Source organism: Lacrimispora amygdalina (genome assembly GCF_900205965.1).
GTDB lineage: Bacteria > Bacillota > Clostridia > Lachnospirales > Lachnospiraceae > Lacrimispora > Lacrimispora amygdalina_A.
This window is the reverse complement of sequence record NZ_OAOF01000003.1, coordinates 138,876-159,042: the sequence shown is the minus strand read 5'-3', so window position 1 is coordinate 159,042 and position 20,167 is coordinate 138,876. Positions and strand designations below refer to the sequence as shown.

The following is a 20,167-nucleotide window of genomic DNA, read 5'->3' as shown; positions in this document are numbered from 1 at the left end:
ATTAAAGTATCTTTGGTTGACATATTTATTATTCTATGATAAATTATATACTTGTTAGTCATCGCTAACTAAAGATCACGAAATATAAGGAGTATCATATGAAAAGAAATCAACTATTAACTGGCGCTATCAGCTTAATTATAGCAGCATTTTTCTTATCGGCCTGCAGCAATACAAAACCGGCTGAAACACAGCCTTCAGCCAATATTCCGGAAGAGGCATCTGACGATTCAGCTTCAGACTATCCGCTGGTCATTCCTCACGCATATGGCGAAACCGTAATCGAAAGCAAACCGGAAAGGATCGCTGCAATCGGCTGGGAAAATCAGGATACTCCACTGGCACTGGGAATCGTCCCTGTGGGTATATCCGCGGCAAACTACGGATTTGTAACAGAGAACCGACTTCATCCATGGACTTCCGATGCCATTACTGCATCAGGTCAAGAAACCCCGGTGGTGTTTGATGATATAGATGGACTTGACTATGAGGCGATTAATGATGTGCAGCCGGATGTAATTCTTGCTTCTTATTCCGGAGTGACGAAAGAAGAATATGAAATGCTTAGTCAGATCGCTCCTGTTATATCATATCCTACGGCTCCATGGCAGACCTATTGGCGCGAACAGACTATCATGAATGCTGCCGGAATGGGAATGAAAAAGGAAGGAGAATCTAAGGTTGCTGAAGTAGAGGCGCTGATTCAGGAAAAAACAAGTGCTCATCCGGAGCTGGCAGGTACCCGAACCGCTTTCTGTTTTATCAGTCCCGATGACTTCAGTACATTTTATGTCTACCTTCCGTCAGATCCCAGAGCCGCTTATTTAACAGATCTGGGATTGGCATTTCCGGAAAGTGTCCTGAAACTGGCAGAAGGTACGAACGACTTCTCAATTGCTTTAAGCCGTGAAAATGCGGACAAGTTAAGCGATGTGGAGATGATGGTGGTATATGGTGATGAAAATCTTTTAAGTGCATTAAAGGCTGATCCGCTGATGTCAGAAATACCAGCCGTTAAAAACGGGGCAGTTGCATTGGTTGAAAACGATTCTGCACTTGCAGGTGCCTGCACACCATCCATCTTATCGATCCCCGCTGAAATTGACGAGTATCTTGATCTGTTGTCCAAAGCACATGGTAAAATACAATGACAAGAAAGAAATTAATTACAATCAGCCTGTTCAGTTTTCTCTGTCTGTTTGCCTGCTCTTTCGCCTCCATCAGTTATGGCGCTAAATCATTAAATATTTTAACTGTTATTCAGACACTACTTGGTAATGGAAGTTATGACTTTTCAGGATCAGTAGTACAGGCACGCATCGGACGAACTGTATTTGGTATTCTTGCAGGTGCTGCCCTTAGCATCTCCGGCGCTCTGATGCAGGCTGTAACAAGAAACCCGATCTCAGATCCCAGTATACTGGGGGTGAATACCGGTGCCTCTCTTTTCGTTGTCTGCGGTATATCTTTCTTTCATATCAGCACTGGAAATCAATACATTCTCCTTGCATTTTCAGGAGCTGCCATGACCGCGATACTTGTTTATGGACTGGCTTTTATAGGTTACGGCGGAGCAACTCCCATGAAACTGGCTTTAGCAGGAGCCGCCGCAAGCACAGCGCTTCAGTCTCTGGTAAACACCGTTATGCTGCCAAATACACAAGTTATGGATCAGTTTCGTTTTTGGCAGACAGGAAGTATCAGCGGTGCTACATGGGAAGATATCAGAATTATTCTCCCCTGGCTCATGGCAGGCTTTATCCTGAGCTTTTCTCTCGCTTCCTCCTTAAACACCCTGGCTCTGGGCGATGAAACAGCTGCCGGCCTTGGTCTGAGAGTAAACTTAATACGTGGTCTGGCTGCTTTGGCAGGAGTCCTTCTTTGTGCTGCTACAACTGCATTAGCAGGCCCCATCGGATTTATCGGTCTGATGGTTCCTCATTTTATGCGACTCATATTCGGTCCTGATATGCACAAGGTTCTTCCTTTCTCTGCAATTGGAGGCAGCTGTATTCTCCTTCTTGCTGATGTAGCCGGACGTCTTCTTGGCAGACCTGGAGAGCTGGAATCCGGCATTATCACCGCCATTGCAGGTGCCCCTGTGTTTATCCTGATCATCAGAAAGGCAAAGGTTTATTCCTAATGAAACCAGATGAAGCTAATTCTATAACGGAAGGTTATCGGAAAAGAAATAAAAGATATTTTTTTACATCACTGATATTATTAATGATCACACTCTGCCTTGCATCATTTATGATGATATACGGCAACACCATTTACTCCCCTGCAATCATTTTTCAAGTACTCATGGGGGAACAAATTAAGGGAGCTGGCTTTACCATTGCTGCACTGCGGTTTCCCCGTATGCTTTCTGCCATTTTATGCGGTTTTGCTTTCGGACTTGCTGGAAATACGTTTCAAACGCTTCTTGGAAATCCTCTTGCCAGTCCTGATATTATCGGAGTCACCTCCGGTGCCAGCGCTGCCGCCGTATTTGGCATTCTGGTCCTGGGATTAAGTCAAAACGAAGTTTCCCTCCTTGCAGTTGCTTCGGGCATAATCATTTCAAGTCTGATCTATTTTCTTTCCAGAGGAAATGGCTTTTCCAATGGCAGGCTGATCTTAACCGGAATCGGCATACAGGCATTTCTGAATGCAGTCATTTCCTGGCTTCTTTTAAAGGCCTCCGAATATGATGTTGCCAGTGCACTGCGATGGCTGAACGGAAGCCTGAACGGAGTTAAAACAGACCAGATACCAAGGCTTTTCATTGCCGTCATATTATCTGGCGGCATAATTTTACTGTTAAACCGGCATCTCATGACGCTTCAGCTGGGTGAAACCTATTCCATCACGCTGGGGGTGCACATAAAAACCATACGACTGCTTCTGATACTTTGTTCCATCGTGCTGATTGCATTTGCAGTCTCTGTAACAGGTCCGATCGCTTCCGTAGCATTTCTTTCCGGTCCCATAGCAGCAAGGCTGGCTGGCAGTGGCCGAAGTAATTTAATCATCTCTGCCCTTATGGGCTCCGTACTGGTTCTGACCGGTGATTTAGCAGGCCAGTTTGCCTTGCCCTCCCGATATCCAGTCGGTGTGATTACCGGCATCCTTGGGGCTCCATACTTATTGTTTCTGCTGCTTCATACAAACCGCAAAGGAGAAAACATATCATGAACAGCCACATACTTTCCGCAGACAGAGTGTCTGCCGGTTATGACAGCAAAAAAATCATTTCCGATATCAGCCTTACTATTCCTGATAAAAAAATCACCGTCATTATCGGTGCAAACGGCTGCGGTAAATCTACTCTGCTTAAGTCTTTTTCAAGACTGATAACCCCCTCCCAGGGACACGTTCTTCTGGATGGGAAAAATATATCTGCGCTTCCTCCAAAACAGGTGGCACAGAATCTGGGACTCCTGCCCCAGTCTCCTACGGCGCCTAATGGTATTAAGGTTACTGATCTGGTGGCCCGCGGCCGTTTCCCTTACCGTCAATTTATGAAAACTATGACCAGCCACGATTTCCAGGCCGTAGAAGAAGCCATGGAAATTATGGGAATTACGAAACTGGCCGACCGCAGTATTGATGAACTTTCCGGCGGTCAGCGCCAGCGCGTATGGATAGCTCTGGCACTGGCACAGCAGACCGATATTCTGCTTTTAGATGAACCGACTACATTTCTTGATATTTCCTATCAGATCGAAATACTGGATCTGCTTACAGATTTAAACAGAAAGAAGATGACTACCATCGTTATGGTTCTCCACGATATCAATTTATCCGCCCGCTATGCAGACTATCTCTTTGCCATGAAGAGAGGATCACTGGCAGCGCAGGGACACCCCAAAGAAATCATCACACCAGAACTGATGAAAGAAATCTACGGATTAAACTGCATGGTTACGGAAGATCCCGTGTCTCTCACGCCACTGATAGTACCAAAAGGCAGGCATCACCTGAAAACAGCCCTTTAAGCCGCCTCAAACTGACTGTTATAAAGCTGTGCATAAAATCCGTTCTTTGATAGCAGTTCCTCATGATTACCGCTTTCAATAATATCTCCATCCTTCATCACCAGAATTAAGTCTGCATTTTTTATCGTGGAAAGCCGGTGGGCAATAACAAAGGATGTTCTCCCTGCCGTAAGCTGATCCATAGCTGCCTGAACCATACGTTCCGTACGGGTATCGACGGAGCTGGTAGCTTCATCAAGGATTAATAACGGAGCGTTTTGTATCATAGCCCTGGCTATGGTAATCAGCTGCTTCTGCCCTTCTGACAAACTTGCCTTATCATTTAATATAGTATTATATCCGTTTGGCAATGTCATGATAAAATGATGCAGTCCCACAGTTTTGCATGCATTTACTACATCTTCATCCGTCACTCCTTTTTTACTGTAAATAATATTATCCCGAATGGTTCCCTCAAACAGCCAGGTATCCTGTAATACCATGCCAAACTGTGCATGCACACTTTCTCTGGGCACCTGATCAACCGGAACTCCGTCAATCGTGATCTGACCCCCATCTGTCTCATAAAATCTCATAAGCAGATTAACCATGGTGGTCTTTCCCGCTCCTGTAGGTCCTACGATTGCCACCTTCTGCCCGGCTTCTATTCTGGCAGAGAAGTTGTTAATCACCGGTTTATCCGGTGTATAACCAAAATTAACATTCTTAAATTCCACCGTTCCTTTTACATCAGTCAAAACCTTGTTTTTGCCGGACTCATTCTCAAGCTCCGTTCCATCAAGAAACTCAAAAACACGCTCACTGGCTGCTGCTGTTCTCTGAAGATTGTTCATTGCCTGGGCAATCTGGGATAAAGGCTGTGTAAATAAACGGCTGTACATCATGAATGCCACAATCACACCAAAGGTGATTCTTCCTTCCATTGCAAGAGCTGCACCAACCACACAGACTGCGACATAACCAAAGTTCCCGATAAAACTCATAAGCGGCATCATCAGTCCTGATAAAAACTGTGATTTCCATGCACTTTTGTATAAACTGCGGTTGCTGTTTTCAAAAGCCTCTTTCGCTTCCCTGCTGCCATTATATACCTTGACAACATTATGACCTGTATAAACTTCCTCGATCAGACCATTGATATGACCTAATTCCGTCTGCTGCTCTTTAAAATATTTCTGGGACCCTTTCATAATAATCATCATGAATCCAAATCCTGTTACACTGGAAATCACCGCGGTAAGCGCCAGAATCCAGCTGTTATAAAACATCATGATCAACGAACCAGACAGCATCGTAATTGCCGTAATTAAGGTACCAACACTTTGATTTAACGTCTGACCGATGGCATCCACATCATTGGTCACACGGCTTAATACATCACCAAAGCTTACGGTATCAAAATATTTTAATGGCAGACGGTTCATCTTCTTCGAGATATCGGTCCTCATCTTTTTTGATATCACCTGTGTAACGGTTGCCATAATCAGACTTTGTATATAGTTTAAAAGAAAGGAAATCACATAAAAAGCAATCAGCATCCAGCCAATTCTGGAAACTGCGCTCATGTCAATGGAGCCCAAAACAGGTTTTCCATTAATCATGGCAGGAAGCCCCTTCATGATTTCATTTGTTAAATCTTTCAGTTTATCCGGTCCTATAATCTGTAATACAGTTCCTGCAGCAGCCGCTGCCAGGGAGAATATAATAGCAGGAAGATAACGCCTGCAATACTCCAGAAGTTTTCTCATCGTTACATTAAAATCTCTCGGTTTCTCCCCCGTCTGCCCCATGGGTCCTTTTCCCATAGGACCATGCGGCATTGTACCTGCCTGTGAATTCTTTTCTCTTTGTTCACTCATGATATCAGTTCCTCCTGACTAAGCTGAGACATCGCGATTTCCTTATAAACCTCACAGTTGTGCAGCAGCTCCCTGTGAGTCCCCTTTCCAACTACCTTTCCTTCATCAAGAACGATAATCTGATCTGCATCCAGTATCGTTCCGATCCGCTGTGCTACTATCAGACTGGTTGCTCCCCGGGACTCTTTTTTCAAAGCGGATCTCAATACACGGTCCGTCTTATAATCCAATGCAGAAAAGCTGTCGTCAAAAATATAGATTTCCGGCTTACGGCAGACTGCCCGGGCAATGGCAAGACGCTGTTTCTGTCCTCCGGACACGTTGGTGCCACCCTGCGCAATTTCTGCCTCATACTGTCTTTCCATTTTCTTCACAAATTCGCTACCCTGCGCAATCCTCACTGCTGACTGAACTTCTTCCGGCAGCGGTTTTTCTTTTCCGTTGTCCCCAAATGCCACATTGCTGCTTACCGTTCCCCGAAACAGAACTGCCTTCTGGGGCACATATCCGATTTTATTATGCAGTGCCTCCTGGGTAAAGTCCTTTACATTCACCCCATCAACCAGAATCTCTCCCTGCGTTGCATCATAAAATCTGGGGATCAGGCTGATCAGTGTGCTCTTTCCGCTTCCGGTAGAGCCAATAAACGCTACGGTTTCCCCTTTTCCTGCGGAAAAGCTCACATTTTCCAATACATAGTCGGCAGCTCCAGGATATTGAAAGCTGACATTCTTAAACTCAACCGTTCCTTCTAATCCCATCTCCCCATCTTCCTTATGGCCATCGATGATAACCGGTTTTGTTTCAAGTACCTCATTAATACGTTTCGCTGATACGGAAGCTCTTGGAAGCAGAATAAAAATCATCACCATCATCATAAAGGACATGATTACCTGAACCGCATAAGAAGAAAATACCACCATGTTGGAAAACAGCGTCAGACGGTCCATAGCCTGTGCTCCGTTAATGAAATAAGCTCCGGTCCAGTAAATTGCCAGGGAAAGACCGCTCATTAATGCACTCATCATGGGCTGCATGATCGCCATACCGCGGTTCGTGAATAACTGAGTATCAGTCAGTTCTCCGTTTGCCTGTTCAAACTTTTCTTCCTGAAAACGTTCTGCATTATATGCCCTTACCACACGCAATCCGGTCAGATTCTCTCTTGTGACACGATTTAGATTATCCGTGAGTATCTGCATTTTTTTAAATTTGGGCATAATAAATATCATAATAGTTCCAATTACTACAACCATGATTCCTACTGTAAGACCCGTTGCCATTGTCCACGCATATCCTTTTCCTGCTATTTTGGTAATAGCCCATACTGCCATGATCGGAGCCTTTATAAGCATCTGCAATCCCATGGTAATGAGCATCTGCACCTGGGTTATATCATTGGTGGACCGTGTGATCAGGCTGTCTGTAGAGAAACGGTTGATCTCCTCCATTGAGAAGGAATCCACTTTAGAAAACAAAAGACTTCTCATTCTTTGTGAAAAGGATGCCGCAATCCGCGCCGCAAAGAAACCGACTGCAGTCGCAGATATCACGCTGCCCAGAGCGCAGATTAACATCTTTGCGCCTGCCCTCCATATATCTGCCAACTCACTTCCAGGAATTTGTGTCAATTTCGTAATTTCAGACATAAAATCCGGAAGCCTTAAATCCAGCCAGACCTGGGCAACAATAAAGAGCAGACTGGCAAATACCTGGACCCATTCTGCCATTTTCAAACGCTTCAATAATTTTATCATATATTTTTCTCCTTTTTTCCTAACCCAGTTATATACTAACAGTATTAGTTATTTTTGATAAAATATGCAGCCATTATTCGGCCGCATATCTAAATTAATCATCCGGATTTCTTTCCGCAAGTCTCTTCATTATCCGGATCAGTTCCGTCGAATCCTCTTCTCCCAGATACTGAAGCATATTTATGGTAATTTTCATAATCGTATTACGATGCTCATTTACATATTCTCTTCCTGCCTCTGTTAACTCAACAAGAATTCTTCTCCGGTCCTCTGTATCAATCCTCCGGGTGATCAGGCCTTTTGCCTCCAGGCTGTTAAGAACTGCCGCAATCCTGGCAGAGGTTATTCCCATTTCATTGCTGATTTCACTTGGAATGATACCGCCCTTACGCATAGAGATATAAAAGAGTATAAAATGCTCGCCATGCATGGAGTCATGAATCTTCTTCTGTCCACTTTTATTGCGCATCTGATGCATTACCTGAATATATTCTCTGGCCAGGCTTGTATAATCCATCTTTTCACCTTCTTAAATAATAATTGTTTTACCTAACACAGTTAACTATATACACTATTAATAATTTTGTCAATACCAGTTTTTAATTTTTATTTTTTATTCATAATATAATCGGCAACTGTTTGAATATCCTTATTATTTCCGGAATCATTAATTTCCTGACAAAGCCCATAATCCGTCACAAAGGTACCATCTTTTTGCTGGAAACAGACATTTGCGATGGGTGGTCCTGAAGGACCTTCATAGTTATCCGAAACGATTATAATAATATCCTTTAACCCGTCTTTATTTAAATCCTTAAATGAAACAGCCTTTACATCCACACTGTAGGGAAATGTTGTATTAAACTCATAAAAAATATTTCCTTCTTCATCTGTCAGATAAAATACGGCAGGTATATGGCTGCCTGCGGTAAGTTTCCCTGATACAAACCTTACTTTCCCCCATGAATCCATATCTACCAGGAAGGACTGCTCCTCAATCGGTTCAAACCCCTCTATGCTTTTCAGATTGTCAGGTGAGAACTCAAAAGTGCCTTCCGGAAGCGTCATAATATTATCTTCTGACCTCTCTGTAATTGCAACTGAAGCTTTAAGAATGTCCGGAGATTCAAACATAAGTGTTACAGTTCCTTTATTTCCTCTGGAATCATCCACCAGCTGGCACTGGGCCTTGTCTCCATCCACAGTTCCCTCAAATCCGGCGCTGTCCATATTATAAGCAGGACCACTGCTCACCGCTGAGATCTCCCCCTTAATTTTCCCATCCTTTATACTGGAAATCACGATGGATAAACCTCCGTTTTCCGGAAAATTAACATCTGTATTTCTGATCCAGTTCTTTTTTAAATATTTCGTGTAATCTGCTTTTTCCACTGACTCTCCGGCGGTCTGGGAGCTGCTTTCCTGGGTAGATTGAATTGAGATGGCAGTCGTACTCTCTGTTTCCTGCAAATGGTCCGACGCTCCCCCTTTCTGGCATCCCGCTGTCAGGCAGGACACTGCAATTATAATAAACAAATGTTTTTTATTCATAATGCCTCCATATTTGTGTGATTTTATTTACCTGTTTCAGCCATATAATCATATACTAGAAATGACAGATGCAGACGAAAAATTGTTTCATCCGAAAAAGCCAGGTCAGTGAGTTCTATGATCTTGTTGATCCGGTATTTCAGAGTATTGTAATGAATATGCAGAGCCGATGAAGTCATCTGTAAATCCTGATTATTTTTTATATACGCTTTTAAAGTCGTATATAATTCACTGCTATTATCTATATCATGTTCTTTTAAAAACTTAATGGCAGGATGAATTAAAACTGCCGGATCACTGTGTTCCGAAAACAGGCTTACCATATGATGAACGCAGTAATCATCATAGTACGCGGCCCGTTCTTTACTATTAGTTTCCGTACTAAGCTCCAATGCCGTCAATGCCTGGCGGTAAAAAGATTCGAACATATGAATTTCCTTAAATGAATTGCTTATGCCCGCTTTCAAATCAAAATCAGCACATAATTTCTCCAGATTGATCAATTCATTTTCAGAAAACGGTACTTTAGTTTTACAGTCATACAGAATTACCAGATTACCCTTAAACGTGATAACCGTCTCCCGATTTAAAAAATTCTTCATTTTTTTCTTTATAAAATAGATTTTATCAGAAACAAGACCCCTGGTTCCCAATACTATTACGGATAGATTTTCATATAACTTTAGTCCAAAGCGGTTTACCCTTTCATCAATCGCATATTTGTCATACAGACGCTGGGTCAGCATAGAGGTCAGGAGGGTATCAATCAGTGAATTCTCCTGATCCAATGTTCCCATGGAGGAGTTCATACAAATTGCAAGAAATTTACATAATATTTTCAGCTTGTTCACTGCCTCTTCGGTTATGGGCTGGTTGTATTCTAAAAGCTTCAGATAACCGATGGGAATTCCGTTTCTGTTGATTTTACCTACCAGCTGTCTGTGGTGAAGAAGGCCATCCTGCCAGATAAGTCTTGAGTCCCCCGTCGACCATTCCTCCCCGGGATCATACTCCGTATTGTCACCGCTTAATATATATTTTACGTATTCTTCCGTTACATAGCCTTTGGAAAGTGTCCAGTCCCAAAGTGGTTCATCTGTAATGAGACCGCCACCGGTCTGTGCAACAAAACAGAGGGCAACGTCAACCAGCAGCAGAGGATTACCAAGCTCCTGATATCCAATGTCCAGCAGCAGCTGAATGTTATGACTGCTGTTGGATACGTCAAGAAGCTTATTAATAAAATCCTCATTATTTTTTCCAGTTTCAGGATCAGTCAGCATAAATCGTCATCGCCTTTCTTTTTCGTCTGTTAATCAAGTCGTCCATATTTATCAATTTTATCATACTTATCTGGCAACCGGTTGTAAAATTTCAACAAATTGCACAGGCGGTGTTTGTCTGTCTCAGACAAACGCCGCCTATCTTATCATGACAATTTCCGGTTTAAAATTTCATAATCTGTACCATTGCAGGCACCACTTATAATTGTTACACTGAGCAGAGAGATTGTTATTATCGTAACAAACATTTTCTACTACTATCATAATAAGGAGATGTCACAATGTCAAGATATTCACAATTATGTCCGGTTTATTTTGGTTCAGGGGAAGTTAATAACACAGGTACCATAGCAAAAGAATTAGGGATGACTAATGTACTGGTGGTAACAGAAAAAACGATTGTTGAAACAGGAATTCCACAGAAAGTCATCGACAGCCTTTTAAAAAGCGGAATAAACGTCAGCGTTTATGACGGAGTAAAAATGGATGCCCCCGACACGACCGTTATAGAGGGCGCAAAGCTAGCAGAAAGCACAGGAGCAGACGGAATCATTGGATGCGGCGGCGGTTCCAGTCTTGATACAGCCAAAGGAATTGCTTTATATTTTACAAATAAGAAAACCGTTGATATTAAAAAGATGATACATTTCGATCCGGCGAATCCGGTCACATTAAATCCGGCCCTTAAAACAATTATGGTCCCCACAACCTCCGGAACCGGATCGGAATCCACTTTTGTTGCAGTTATTACAGATACCGACACACATCAGAAGTGTGGCTGCATTGTGTGGGCAAATGCTGCTATTGTAGATCCTGATTTAACGGTAGGACTGGGTAAAACGATCACTGCCTACACCGGCATGGATGCATTTTCCCACTGCAACGAATGTCTCTGCAACGTAATGCCAAATCCCCATTCCGACACATTAGCCCTCAACAGCATGGAACGCATCTATAAATGGCTGCCTGTAGCGGTTGAAAATCCAGATTGCAAAGAGGCCCGTTATAATCTGGCCATAGCCAGCAATTTTGCCGGAATTGCCTTCCAGGATTCCCAGGTAAATGTAGGACATGCCATGGCACATGCGCTGGGCGCAAGATTACATGTCCCTCATGGAATCGGCTGTGCTCTGGTAACCCCATCTGTCATCGAACTGGTTGCCGGCGCCAGACCGGAAATCTACCGCAAGGTTGCGGAAATATTTGAACTGGAGATTTCTTCTGATGAAGAGCTGCCCACAAAGCTGGCAGATGCTGTCCGTTCATTTAACCGGAGAATCGGAATTCCTTCCATGAAAGACCTGGGCATCACCAGAGAGCAGGTTTTATCCACCGTTAACTACGCACTCAGTGAGATGATGCGCATGGGATGCATCGTTCCACAGGACGAAGCCATTATTACGGATATGATGGCAAAAGTCTATGACACTTACCAGTAAAACAAACAGAAAGGATTTATTATGAATTATCCAAATTTATTTTCTCCTTTAAAAATAGGCTCTTTAACAATCCGAAACCGCGTAGTAATGGGCGCAATGGGAAACATGACTGCAAATCCTGACCAGACTGTCTCTGATAAGGAAATCGCATACTATGCGGCCCGGGCTAAGGGAGGAGTCGGACTGATCGTCAACGAAGTAACCCGTGTAAATGATGAGCATGGTATGATGGGTGACCGCCAGACCTCGGTCACTGATGATAAGTTTATTCCGGATCTTACCAGACTTGCCGATGCAGTTCACTACTATGACGGTGCCATCTTTGTTCAGCTTCACCACCCGGGCCGCCAGACCGCAGTACCAAACGGCATGTGCGCAACCCCCAGCGGCGTAAAAAGCCTGCTTATAAACTGGCCCTGCTTTGAGATGACAACCGAACAGGTAGAAGAGCTTGTAAAACAGTTTGTAGACGGTGCAGAGCGGTGTAAAAAAGCCGGAATTGACGGAGTTGAGATCCATGCTGCCCATGGCTACATGCTCAATCAGTTCCTCTCCCCCTATACCAATAAAAGAACGGATAAATACGGCGGCAGTCCTCAGAAACGTGCCCGTATCATTCAGGAAATTGTTACAGGCATACGTGAGAGATTGGGCGACTACCCAATTATGCTGAGAATATCAGCAGATGAATTCCTGGAGCGCTCTGTATTCCCAATTCCAGAAAACGAAACTGGTTTAAAGCTGGAGGAATCCATTGAAATCGTGAAGTATTTAGTACCGTTTGGAATTGATGCCGTCAATGTCTCTGCAGGTGTATATGAGACCATGAACGAGGCCTGGGAACCAGTGTCTTATCCGGAAGGCTGGAAGGTATATCTTGCGGAAGAGATTAAAAAAGTAATCGATGTACCCGTGTTTGCAGTTGGAGTTATCCGTAATCCGGAATTTGCTGAAAGTATCATTGCACAGGGACGTACAGACGGTGTCACTATTGCCCGGGGATTGCTTGCCGATCCGGAATGGTGTAATAAAGCCAAAAGCGGACGTACCGATGAGATCCGCCGCTGTATCTCCTGCCTTAACTGTATGGAAACAATGTTTGATGGAATAAACTGCTCTGTCAACCCCCGTACAGGAAAGGAATGGTTCTATAATGACATAGAAAACAACGGAAATGGACGCTGTATCGCCGTAATCGGAGCCGGTCCTGCAGGCATGGAAGCCGCACTTACTCTTGCTCAGAGAGGTTTTGCAGTTACATTATTTGAAAAATGTGATCATCTCGGGGGTCAGGTATGGCTTGGATCAAAGCCACCATGCAAAGAAAAAATGGGCTGGATGGGCGAATACTATGAAAGCATGTTTAAGAAGCTGAATGTGAACGTCCGGCTTAACACACCTGCCACAGCAGAGGAAATTAAAAAGCTGAATCCCCACGCAGTATTTGTTGCAACCGGATCAAAGCCAGTCATTCCCGGAACTATCCCTGGTGTGAATGGTTCCAATGTCTATACAGCAGACGAGATTTTAAGCGGAAAGACATCATTTTCACATAAGAAAATAGCAGTCATTGGTTCTGGTCTTACTGGTATGGAGACTGCAGAACTGCTTGCAAGTTTGGGAAATAATCTGGAAATTGTGGACATGGCAGATGAAATAGGACCAGGAGCTTACTGGCAGCCGCTGACTGATATTAAGAAAAAGCTGGGCGCTTCTAATCCTGAATATTACCCCGGTCATAAACTGCTTGAGATTTTACCTGACGGAGTTGTCTTAGAAGATAAAGAAGGTAATAAGAAAAAGCTGGATGCAGACGCTGTCGTACTTTCACTTGGGGTAAAACCCGATAACCAGCTGGCTGATGAGCTGAAAAAAGAATTTGAGAACGTGATTGTGATCGGTGATGCCAATCACATCGGCAGAATCAAGCAGGCTGTTGCTTCCGGATACCGCGAGGCATACAGACTTCGCTGATTTAGCAGCTGCCTGACACAGTAAATAAAAAACTCATTTCGTGCTATGCGCACAAAGTGCCCGCCTCCTGTCTTAAAGAAGCGGGCACTTATATTTTAAACAGGCAGCTTTTCTATCCCGGATATTCCCTGAAATAACTGAAAGGCAAAAAAGATCAGCAGCCATATGGAAGAACATGTCGCCCCCAGTAATCCTCCGTCAATCTTTGTTTCTTTCATTCTTTCTCTTAACTCCGTTTTCTTCATCAGGATCAGGCCAACCAGTCCTGCAAAGATACTCTGAATCATATTTCCATGGAACAATCCAAAGATAACAGCGGACATCACCACCGCATATCGCGCACCATACTTTTCAAACCCTCTCATAACGAAGCCTCGGAAAATAATTTCTTCTGAAACAGGTCCTATGAAGGAGGCGTACAATAACATAGATACTGTACTGCTGTTACTTGAAGCATCTTTAATTTCTCCCAGAATACTATAACCAAATTGGTTAAAGCCCAACTCCATGCCACCGCCTAACAAACTGAACGCAGCCTGCGCGGACATAAAAACGGTCAGCAGAACCAGGAATGACCGCCCGGTCATTTTATCTCTGGTGTAAAATACCAGCTTCCTGGAGTCACTCTTTTTAAAATAAAAGAATAAAAAAGCCAATCCCAGAATCACCGCAATGATACTGGAAGTGCCGCTCTTTATGGCCTCATCAAGAACCGCATCCATATTAAAATCTGAGTTGCGGAAAGTATTCATGATCCTGCGGGTAATATCAGCAATTACAATAAGAAACATAATCAGCTCATACAAAAGGACCCCTCGGACCAGTTTGTTCGTATTTTTTCTTATTTCTTTTTTATTCCATTGTTTTTGGTTTGTTTGGGAATCATAACTCATTTCTTTTGTCTCCTTTGCCAGATTTCATGATTAATCATAACTCCGGATGACTTCCCCAGGTAATTTTTGTTGTGAAATGTTTCTACCGTGTTGTATTGTGTACGAACAAAAGAATCTCCAGAACAAAGTACTGCAGATCGCCCTCATTTTCCAAATGATACTCCATATGCCCCTTATATTTTTCCACTGCCAGTCTTATATTTCCCATACCAAACCCATGATTGATATAATCCCCTTTTGTTGTAACAGATAAAAATGCCGTCCTTATCACCTTACTCTTCCGGCTCCCGCAGAAGCACCATTCCACCCTTACGCTTATAACCAGTCTCCCACAGTTCATTGAAGGAAATCCATCGAAATCCGCCGTAAGTGGCAATTTTTACATAAAATTCATTCTCAAATTCTTCATATCCCACCAGCATAAACCAATGCCAGACCAGATCCTTAAAGTTCACATTTTTATGGCGCAGCTGTAAAAATGGGATAGGTATTCCCCTGTCAATCTGATCTTTCACATTACTTGCAGCTTCCTTTACCGGAGTATCACCAGGACAGCCGGACATCTGTATTCTCTGCTCATTTACGTATTTTAAATACTGATTAAAACCATCTATAAATACTTCAAGGGTATCGATTCCCCCGAAGCGCGGTCTTAAATAAGGTTTCATTATGACGGAAAATTTAATATAAGCATCTTTGTCAAGTCTTTGGATTTCAAATGGATACAGATGAGTTTTGTTGTGATGGAATGCCAGATTAATGCAGACATCACATGCAGCTGCTGCTCCGCAGCCGCCTAAATGCATCATCGGATCCCGAAACCAGTCCTGATTTCCACCAAAGGAATCTCCAATACTGAAATAAGGTAATTCTTTCTTCATCTTTCTCCTCTCACTTTCCTGATATAAACGTATTATAATACCGCTTTCCATTCTAGTAAACATAAGATCTGATAACTTAAGAAATAAAACCGTGAAACAGGGCACCCTGACCGATTGTCAAAGCCCCCTGCCTCATTCTTGTTATATGTTCCGTATTATCTTAAATTTGTAACAAAGGTTGTCACACTTCTGCCTGGAAGTTGGGCTGTAAATGAGTTCCCGGATACGCTGTAACCGGATCCTGCTGCAAGATTTCTGCTTCCGTCTGTAATCCAGGAAGAAACCGAACCTCCCGTTCCGTTCTGGAATGTAAATTTCTGGCTGACAGTATATGTGTTTTTATTAATCGCTACAATTACTGCCTTATTATCTCCTTTATAAGCAGACACATAGACACTGGAAGCCGGATTTCTGGTGGCGTCCACTCTTACATATCCAGGTCTGACAAACTTTGAGAAATGAGCCATATTATAGCCACGTTTACTGATTGTACCATCCTCCTTCATCGGACCGTACTGTCTGCGGATGTACCACCACACATAGGTCTGGAAATCTCCTAATACCATGGCATTGTGAATGTGATAGGAAACCTCAAGCGCCTCCGGCCACAAATCTGCAGAATTGTTATTGCTGTTTGGATAATATACCTCCGTCATCCAGAGTTCCTTATTGGCTCCCTTCTGTTTAAACAGCGGATACGCAAAGCTGCTCTCCGGCGTGCCGTAAAGATGGGCTCCCAGGATATCCATGTTGGCAAGTGCCCTGGAATCATTTAAAATTGGATCTGACATGTTCTTCATATAAGAAAATGACTCTGGTGCAATGACCCTGCAGTTTATAGACCCTGCGTAATTTTTCATGAAATTCAGCATCTCAGACGGAGTCCACCAGGTCCAGGTATGAGCATAATCCGGCTCATTCTGAACAGATATGGCATACAGCTCCGCTCCATTATTTCTCATATATGATACAAAGTCATTGAGATGCTGGGCATAGGCTGCGTATTTATCGTATCTTAAACGCTTCTGGTTACTTACTCCGTCACGGGTGAACATCTCTACCATATCACTGGGCGGATTCCATGGGGAAGCAAAAAGTATGGCTCCTTTTTCCTTTGCCTTTCTGGCAGTTGCCAGCTCTCTGCTCCAGTTATTCCTGTTTTCGTCTATATAGATTCTTAGAACTGTAAATCCCAGCTGGTTATTACCGTTTCCGAAGGCAGTTTCTCTTTGGGCCGCGGTTAAATCTCCAATCCAGGCCGGGTGGTTGATTCCGCCAAAGCCCCGGATCAGCTGTTTCTGCGCTGCCAGATTAATGGCTGCATCGCCCCCTGATGCTGCGGCTGCCATATCTGTTTCCAGCATTTCTTCTGTAACGGCAGTCTCTGACATACCTGAAGTTCTTCCTTTTGAGGAAGTAAAACGGAACCAGTTAACATCAACGAATCCGCCCGAAGAAGCTGTGTTAAAGTTATAGATACCAAACTTATCTCCCTGGAAGAATCCCAGGTCGAACGGCATATTCAGCTGTCCGCCAAGACGGGTAAAGGTAATATTATCTGTACTGTAGGAAAATACTGCCTTATTGGTAAGAAGGTCTGCATCCACCCGCAGGTAGACGATCTGATTGTAAAGCACCGGACCATTGGTAATCACTCCCTGTCCGTCTTCTTTGGCATTGATATTGGCTGCAATCCTTTTCACACCCCCTGATTTTACCACACCAATGGATCCATAAGGAATGTTAAGGAGGCAGAGTCCGGCCTGATCCCCATCTGCCATATTGGCTGTATCCAGTTCAATGGTTCCCTGACAGCCAGGGCCCTGTACTCTCTGAGTTAAGGTATTGGAAGCCCGCCATAAGTTATTGGCCTGTTTAGCATGAAGTCTTAAGTAGCCCGGACGCTCACGCAATGACCACTTACTGTTATCCGGATAATGATTCCACTGCCACTGAACACCCAGAACAGGGGAATTAAAATCATCGGTATCGGGTATGGTACGGACCGGATAAGAAGCACCTACATTGGGTTTTCTGTAGGTAATGGGAACATTGCCCATTGGGTAGCTTTTTCCAGCGATTGTTACATTCCGGACTGTGGATGGATCACCAAGAACCGGCCAGTCATTCTGCCACTGCATCGGTACCAGAATATCCCTGCGGCCTAAGCCGCCGCCATCCTGAAATACATAGAACCACCACTCCCCGGTCGGGGTATCAATGGGTCCTCCCTGATGGATCTGGCTTCCGCCTGGTATACTAGGTCCATTTAATAATATTCTCGTCTCATATGGCCCGTAAATATTTCTGGACCGCAGACAATAGGTAAAGGATTCCGGCGGTGTAGAGTTCCGGAATATGTAGTAAAATCCGTTCTTTTTAATCACATGGGTTCCTTCCACCAGATATCTTCCGGTAGCACCCTCGATACGGGTGCTCACTCTGCTGTCCACTACAGATTTATAATCCCCGCTCAGTCTGCTGATTCTCACATCATTTGCTTCTGAAATGATATAACCCGTTCCGTCATCATCAAGAAACAGTGCAGGATCATGAAATCCCCGGTCAAATACTGTTTTTGTATAAGGACCTGCCGGATTTGTGGCGGTACACAGAATGAATCTGCCCTGCGCCTGATAAATTCCCACATAATAAACACCGTTTCGATATGCAATGGTAGGAGCCCAGCAGCCATGCCCATAATCCTCAAAGCTGTTGGTGAGTGTATAGGATTTTCCGGTTCCGTTTAAATCTGCTGTAACATATCCGATTATTTCCCAGTTTACCAGATCTTTTGAGTGCATAATTGGTATACTGGGAAAGGATACAAATGTGGAGCTGACCATGTAAAAATCGCTTCCAACCCGAATGGCTGCAATGTCGGGATAATCCGCATTTAAAATTGGATTGGTGTAGGTACCATTTCCATTATCAGACTGCCATGCTGTTCTCATCTCATCTTTCATTACATCTTCCATAAAAAACTCCTTTCCGTTTAAGAAAACTGCCAATAATCAAAATTAAACAAGTTCCCGTATCCATTTCCAGTAAATACAAAGAACAGTTTATGTATACCTGTGGCTCCATTGATGGATGTTTCTGCTGTTCTCCAGTTCTGCATTCCGCCTGTATTGGGCACATTCAGTGTTCCCACAAGCCTGCCGTTCACACTGTCAAGACGTACCTCGATTTTCCCCCCTGATGTGGAGGCTACGTTTGCCTTAAAGCTTCTGGCACCTCCGGACCCAAAATCTGCATTACCAACTGCGACCCAGTCTCCGTTTTGAATTCCGGTTACATTCTGATTGCTTTCTGGACCTCCCCAGGCATAGCTTTTCTCTGTTAAAATTCTGCCGTTCCAGCCGATGGTTTCCGCCTCAACCCGATTATAAGGATTTAAATTGGAAAGCTGACCCACTCCTGCATAGTTTGCAGCAACCTCACGGATGCTTCCGTCACCGTTATGGTACAACGGATTAATATGGGGTGAACGGTATCCTTTTCCGGAACCGTATAAAGCCAGACTTACGGTCTGGGCATGATAAACCACATACCACTGATTCTTAAACTGGAAAACACAATGGTGGTTATTACCGCCGGCTCCGAAAAAACTGCCTGGATTCTTTAAGAAATGGCCTGCATAGGTAAATGGCCCCATGGGACTTCTGCTGGTCATGTATCCGATTTCTCCCGGAGGTATATTGCCCGGGTGAGAGCCGGAAAAGTTAATACAATAAGAGTAATAGTAAACTCCATTATGCTTATGGATTCCAGAATCCTCAAACATGAAAGGTGCGTCGATGGTAACGGCACTTCCCACAATACTTGTCATATCCGCTCCCAGACGAAGAACTCTGGCTGTCCTGGGATTTGCTATTTGGGACTGTGACGGTCTCTGCCCCCCGGGAATACCGCCACCGCAATATAAATAACCTGTTCCATCACTGTCTACAAATACAGCCGGATCAAAGAGCCACACCACACCGGCGACGCCAGGTGTGCTTGACGTGACAAGCGCTCTTCCTAGCGGATCATGCCACGGTCCGATGGGGCTGTCCGCTGTCAATACGCCGATTCCAGCTCCGCCATTGGCAAAGTAAAGGAAGAATTTGTCCTTTCCATTAATATTTTTCACAGCTGCAGCCGGCGCCCAGGAACCGCCTGCCCATTTTGCAATTCCCTGCCCTCCGTTTGCTCCATTTGCACCTGCCACAGGAATGGCCCCATGGTCAGTCCAGTTCACCATATCTTCTGATGATATTACAAAAACGCTTTTTAAATTATTAAACCCATTTTCCCGGATTGATCCATCTGGATTATACTCGTAATTATCACTGGACATATAAATATATACTCTTCCATTATAAGTCAGTGCAAAGGGATCCGCTCCTAAATGATGATCGATGAGGGGGTTGGAATTACCTACCGATTTTGCAATTGTCGTACTCATGATTCATTACCTCCTATAATTATTAATTTCAAATGATCCCCCTTAGCCGGCATAAAGGGAGAAACAATTGATCTGCAAATCTACTTAATAGAAAGAA

General features: G+C 43.9%; 16 protein-coding genes. 6 read left to right on the top strand and 10 right to left on the bottom strand.

Annotated elements, in window-relative coordinates; all coding sequences use genetic code 11:
• Positions 1 to 98: 98 nt before the first annotated feature.
• Genes CRO04_RS05595 through CRO04_RS05580 form a run of 4 tightly spaced genes read left to right on the top strand, consistent with a single transcriptional unit; the run spans position 99 to position 3,983 of the window.
• Positions 99 to 1,151: an iron-siderophore ABC transporter substrate-binding protein gene (locus tag CRO04_RS05595; RefSeq protein WP_097003247.1), complete on the top strand. Its 1,053-nt coding sequence runs from the start codon at positions 99 to 101 to the stop codon at positions 1,149 to 1,151.
• Complete coding sequence (locus CRO04_RS05590; RefSeq protein ID WP_097003246.1) at positions 1,148 to 2,143, top strand: FecCD family ABC transporter permease; 996 nt, start codon at positions 1,148 to 1,150, stop codon at positions 2,141 to 2,143. Before CRO04_RS05595 ends, CRO04_RS05590 begins: the two co-directional genes overlap by 4 nt.
• On the top strand, positions 2,143 to 3,180 hold the full coding sequence (locus tag CRO04_RS05585; RefSeq protein ID WP_097003245.1) for a FecCD family ABC transporter permease: 1,038 nt from the start codon (positions 2,143 to 2,145) through the stop codon (positions 3,178 to 3,180). The genes CRO04_RS05590 and CRO04_RS05585 overlap by 1 nt, the downstream gene beginning before the upstream one ends.
• Positions 3,177 to 3,983: an ABC transporter ATP-binding protein gene (locus CRO04_RS05580; protein ID WP_097003244.1), complete on the top strand. Its 807-nt coding sequence runs from the start codon at positions 3,177 to 3,179 to the stop codon at positions 3,981 to 3,983. Before CRO04_RS05585 ends, CRO04_RS05580 begins: the two co-directional genes overlap by 4 nt.
• Here the strand turns inward: CRO04_RS05580 and CRO04_RS05575 are convergent.
• The 5 genes from CRO04_RS05575 to CRO04_RS05555 form a co-directional block, all read right to left on the bottom strand.
• Positions 3,980 to 5,842 (bottom strand): ABC transporter ATP-binding protein, encoded by a 1,863-nt coding sequence (locus tag CRO04_RS05575; protein WP_207654404.1) that lies wholly within the window; start codon positions 5,840 to 5,842, stop codon positions 3,980 to 3,982. The genes CRO04_RS05580 and CRO04_RS05575 overlap by 4 nt on opposite strands.
• Entirely contained in the window at positions 5,839 to 7,599 is a 1,761-nt protein-coding gene (locus CRO04_RS05570) for an ABC transporter ATP-binding protein (protein ID WP_097003243.1), read from the bottom strand. Before CRO04_RS05570 ends, CRO04_RS05575 begins: the two co-directional genes overlap by 4 nt.
• Positions 7,600 to 7,693: 94 nt before the next feature.
• Complete coding sequence (locus CRO04_RS05565) at positions 7,694 to 8,116, bottom strand: MarR family winged helix-turn-helix transcriptional regulator (protein WP_097003242.1); 423 nt, start codon at positions 8,114 to 8,116, stop codon at positions 7,694 to 7,696.
• Positions 8,117 to 8,205: 89 nt separating this feature from the next.
• Positions 8,206 to 9,150, bottom strand: a complete 945-nt coding sequence (locus tag CRO04_RS05560) for a hypothetical protein (RefSeq protein ID WP_097003241.1) — start codon at positions 9,148 to 9,150, stop codon at positions 8,206 to 8,208.
• Between the two features lie 23 nt (positions 9,151 to 9,173).
• On the bottom strand, positions 9,174 to 10,433 hold the full coding sequence (locus CRO04_RS05555) for a PucR family transcriptional regulator (protein WP_097003240.1): 1,260 nt from the start codon (positions 10,431 to 10,433) through the stop codon (positions 9,174 to 9,176).
• A 281-nt stretch (positions 10,434 to 10,714) separates the two neighbouring features.
• On the opposite strand from CRO04_RS05555, the gene CRO04_RS26555 reads away from it, so the two are divergent.
• Together CRO04_RS26555 and CRO04_RS26550 are read left to right on the top strand one after the other, a co-directional pair.
• Positions 10,715 to 11,872 (top strand): iron-containing alcohol dehydrogenase, encoded by a 1,158-nt coding sequence (locus tag CRO04_RS26555; protein ID WP_207654403.1) that lies wholly within the window; start codon positions 10,715 to 10,717, stop codon positions 11,870 to 11,872.
• Between the two features lie 21 nt (positions 11,873 to 11,893).
• Positions 11,894 to 13,846 (top strand): NAD(P)/FAD-dependent oxidoreductase, encoded by a 1,953-nt coding sequence (locus CRO04_RS26550; protein WP_207654402.1) that lies wholly within the window; start codon positions 11,894 to 11,896, stop codon positions 13,844 to 13,846.
• Between the two features lie 95 nt (positions 13,847 to 13,941).
• Here the strand turns inward: CRO04_RS26550 and CRO04_RS05545 are convergent, their stop codons facing one another.
• The 5 genes from CRO04_RS05545 to CRO04_RS05525 form a co-directional block, all read right to left on the bottom strand.
• The gene (locus CRO04_RS05545; RefSeq protein ID WP_097003239.1) at positions 13,942 to 14,739 is read right to left on the bottom strand and encodes a CPBP family intramembrane glutamic endopeptidase; all 798 of its coding nucleotides are present in this window, start codon (positions 14,737 to 14,739) and stop codon (positions 13,942 to 13,944) included.
• Between the two features lie 82 nt (positions 14,740 to 14,821).
• Positions 14,822 to 15,010 carry a GHKL domain-containing protein gene (locus tag CRO04_RS05540; protein ID WP_166432478.1) on the bottom strand — a complete coding sequence of 63 codons (189 nt, stop codon included), beginning with the start codon at positions 15,008 to 15,010 and terminating at the stop codon, positions 14,822 to 14,824.
• 1 nt (position 15,011) lies between these two features.
• Positions 15,012 to 15,620: a hypothetical protein gene (locus CRO04_RS05535; protein WP_097003237.1), complete on the bottom strand. Its 609-nt coding sequence runs from the start codon at positions 15,618 to 15,620 to the stop codon at positions 15,012 to 15,014.
• 155 nt (positions 15,621 to 15,775) lie between these two features.
• Entirely contained in the window at positions 15,776 to 18,598 is a 2,823-nt protein-coding gene (locus CRO04_RS26745) for a family 43 glycosylhydrolase (RefSeq protein ID WP_097003236.1), read from the bottom strand.
• Positions 18,599 to 18,615: 17 nt separating this feature from the next.
• Positions 18,616 to 20,070, bottom strand: a complete 1,455-nt coding sequence (locus CRO04_RS05525) for a glycoside hydrolase family 43 protein (protein ID WP_097003235.1) — start codon at positions 20,068 to 20,070, stop codon at positions 18,616 to 18,618.
• Positions 20,071 to 20,167: the final 97 nt, after the last annotated feature.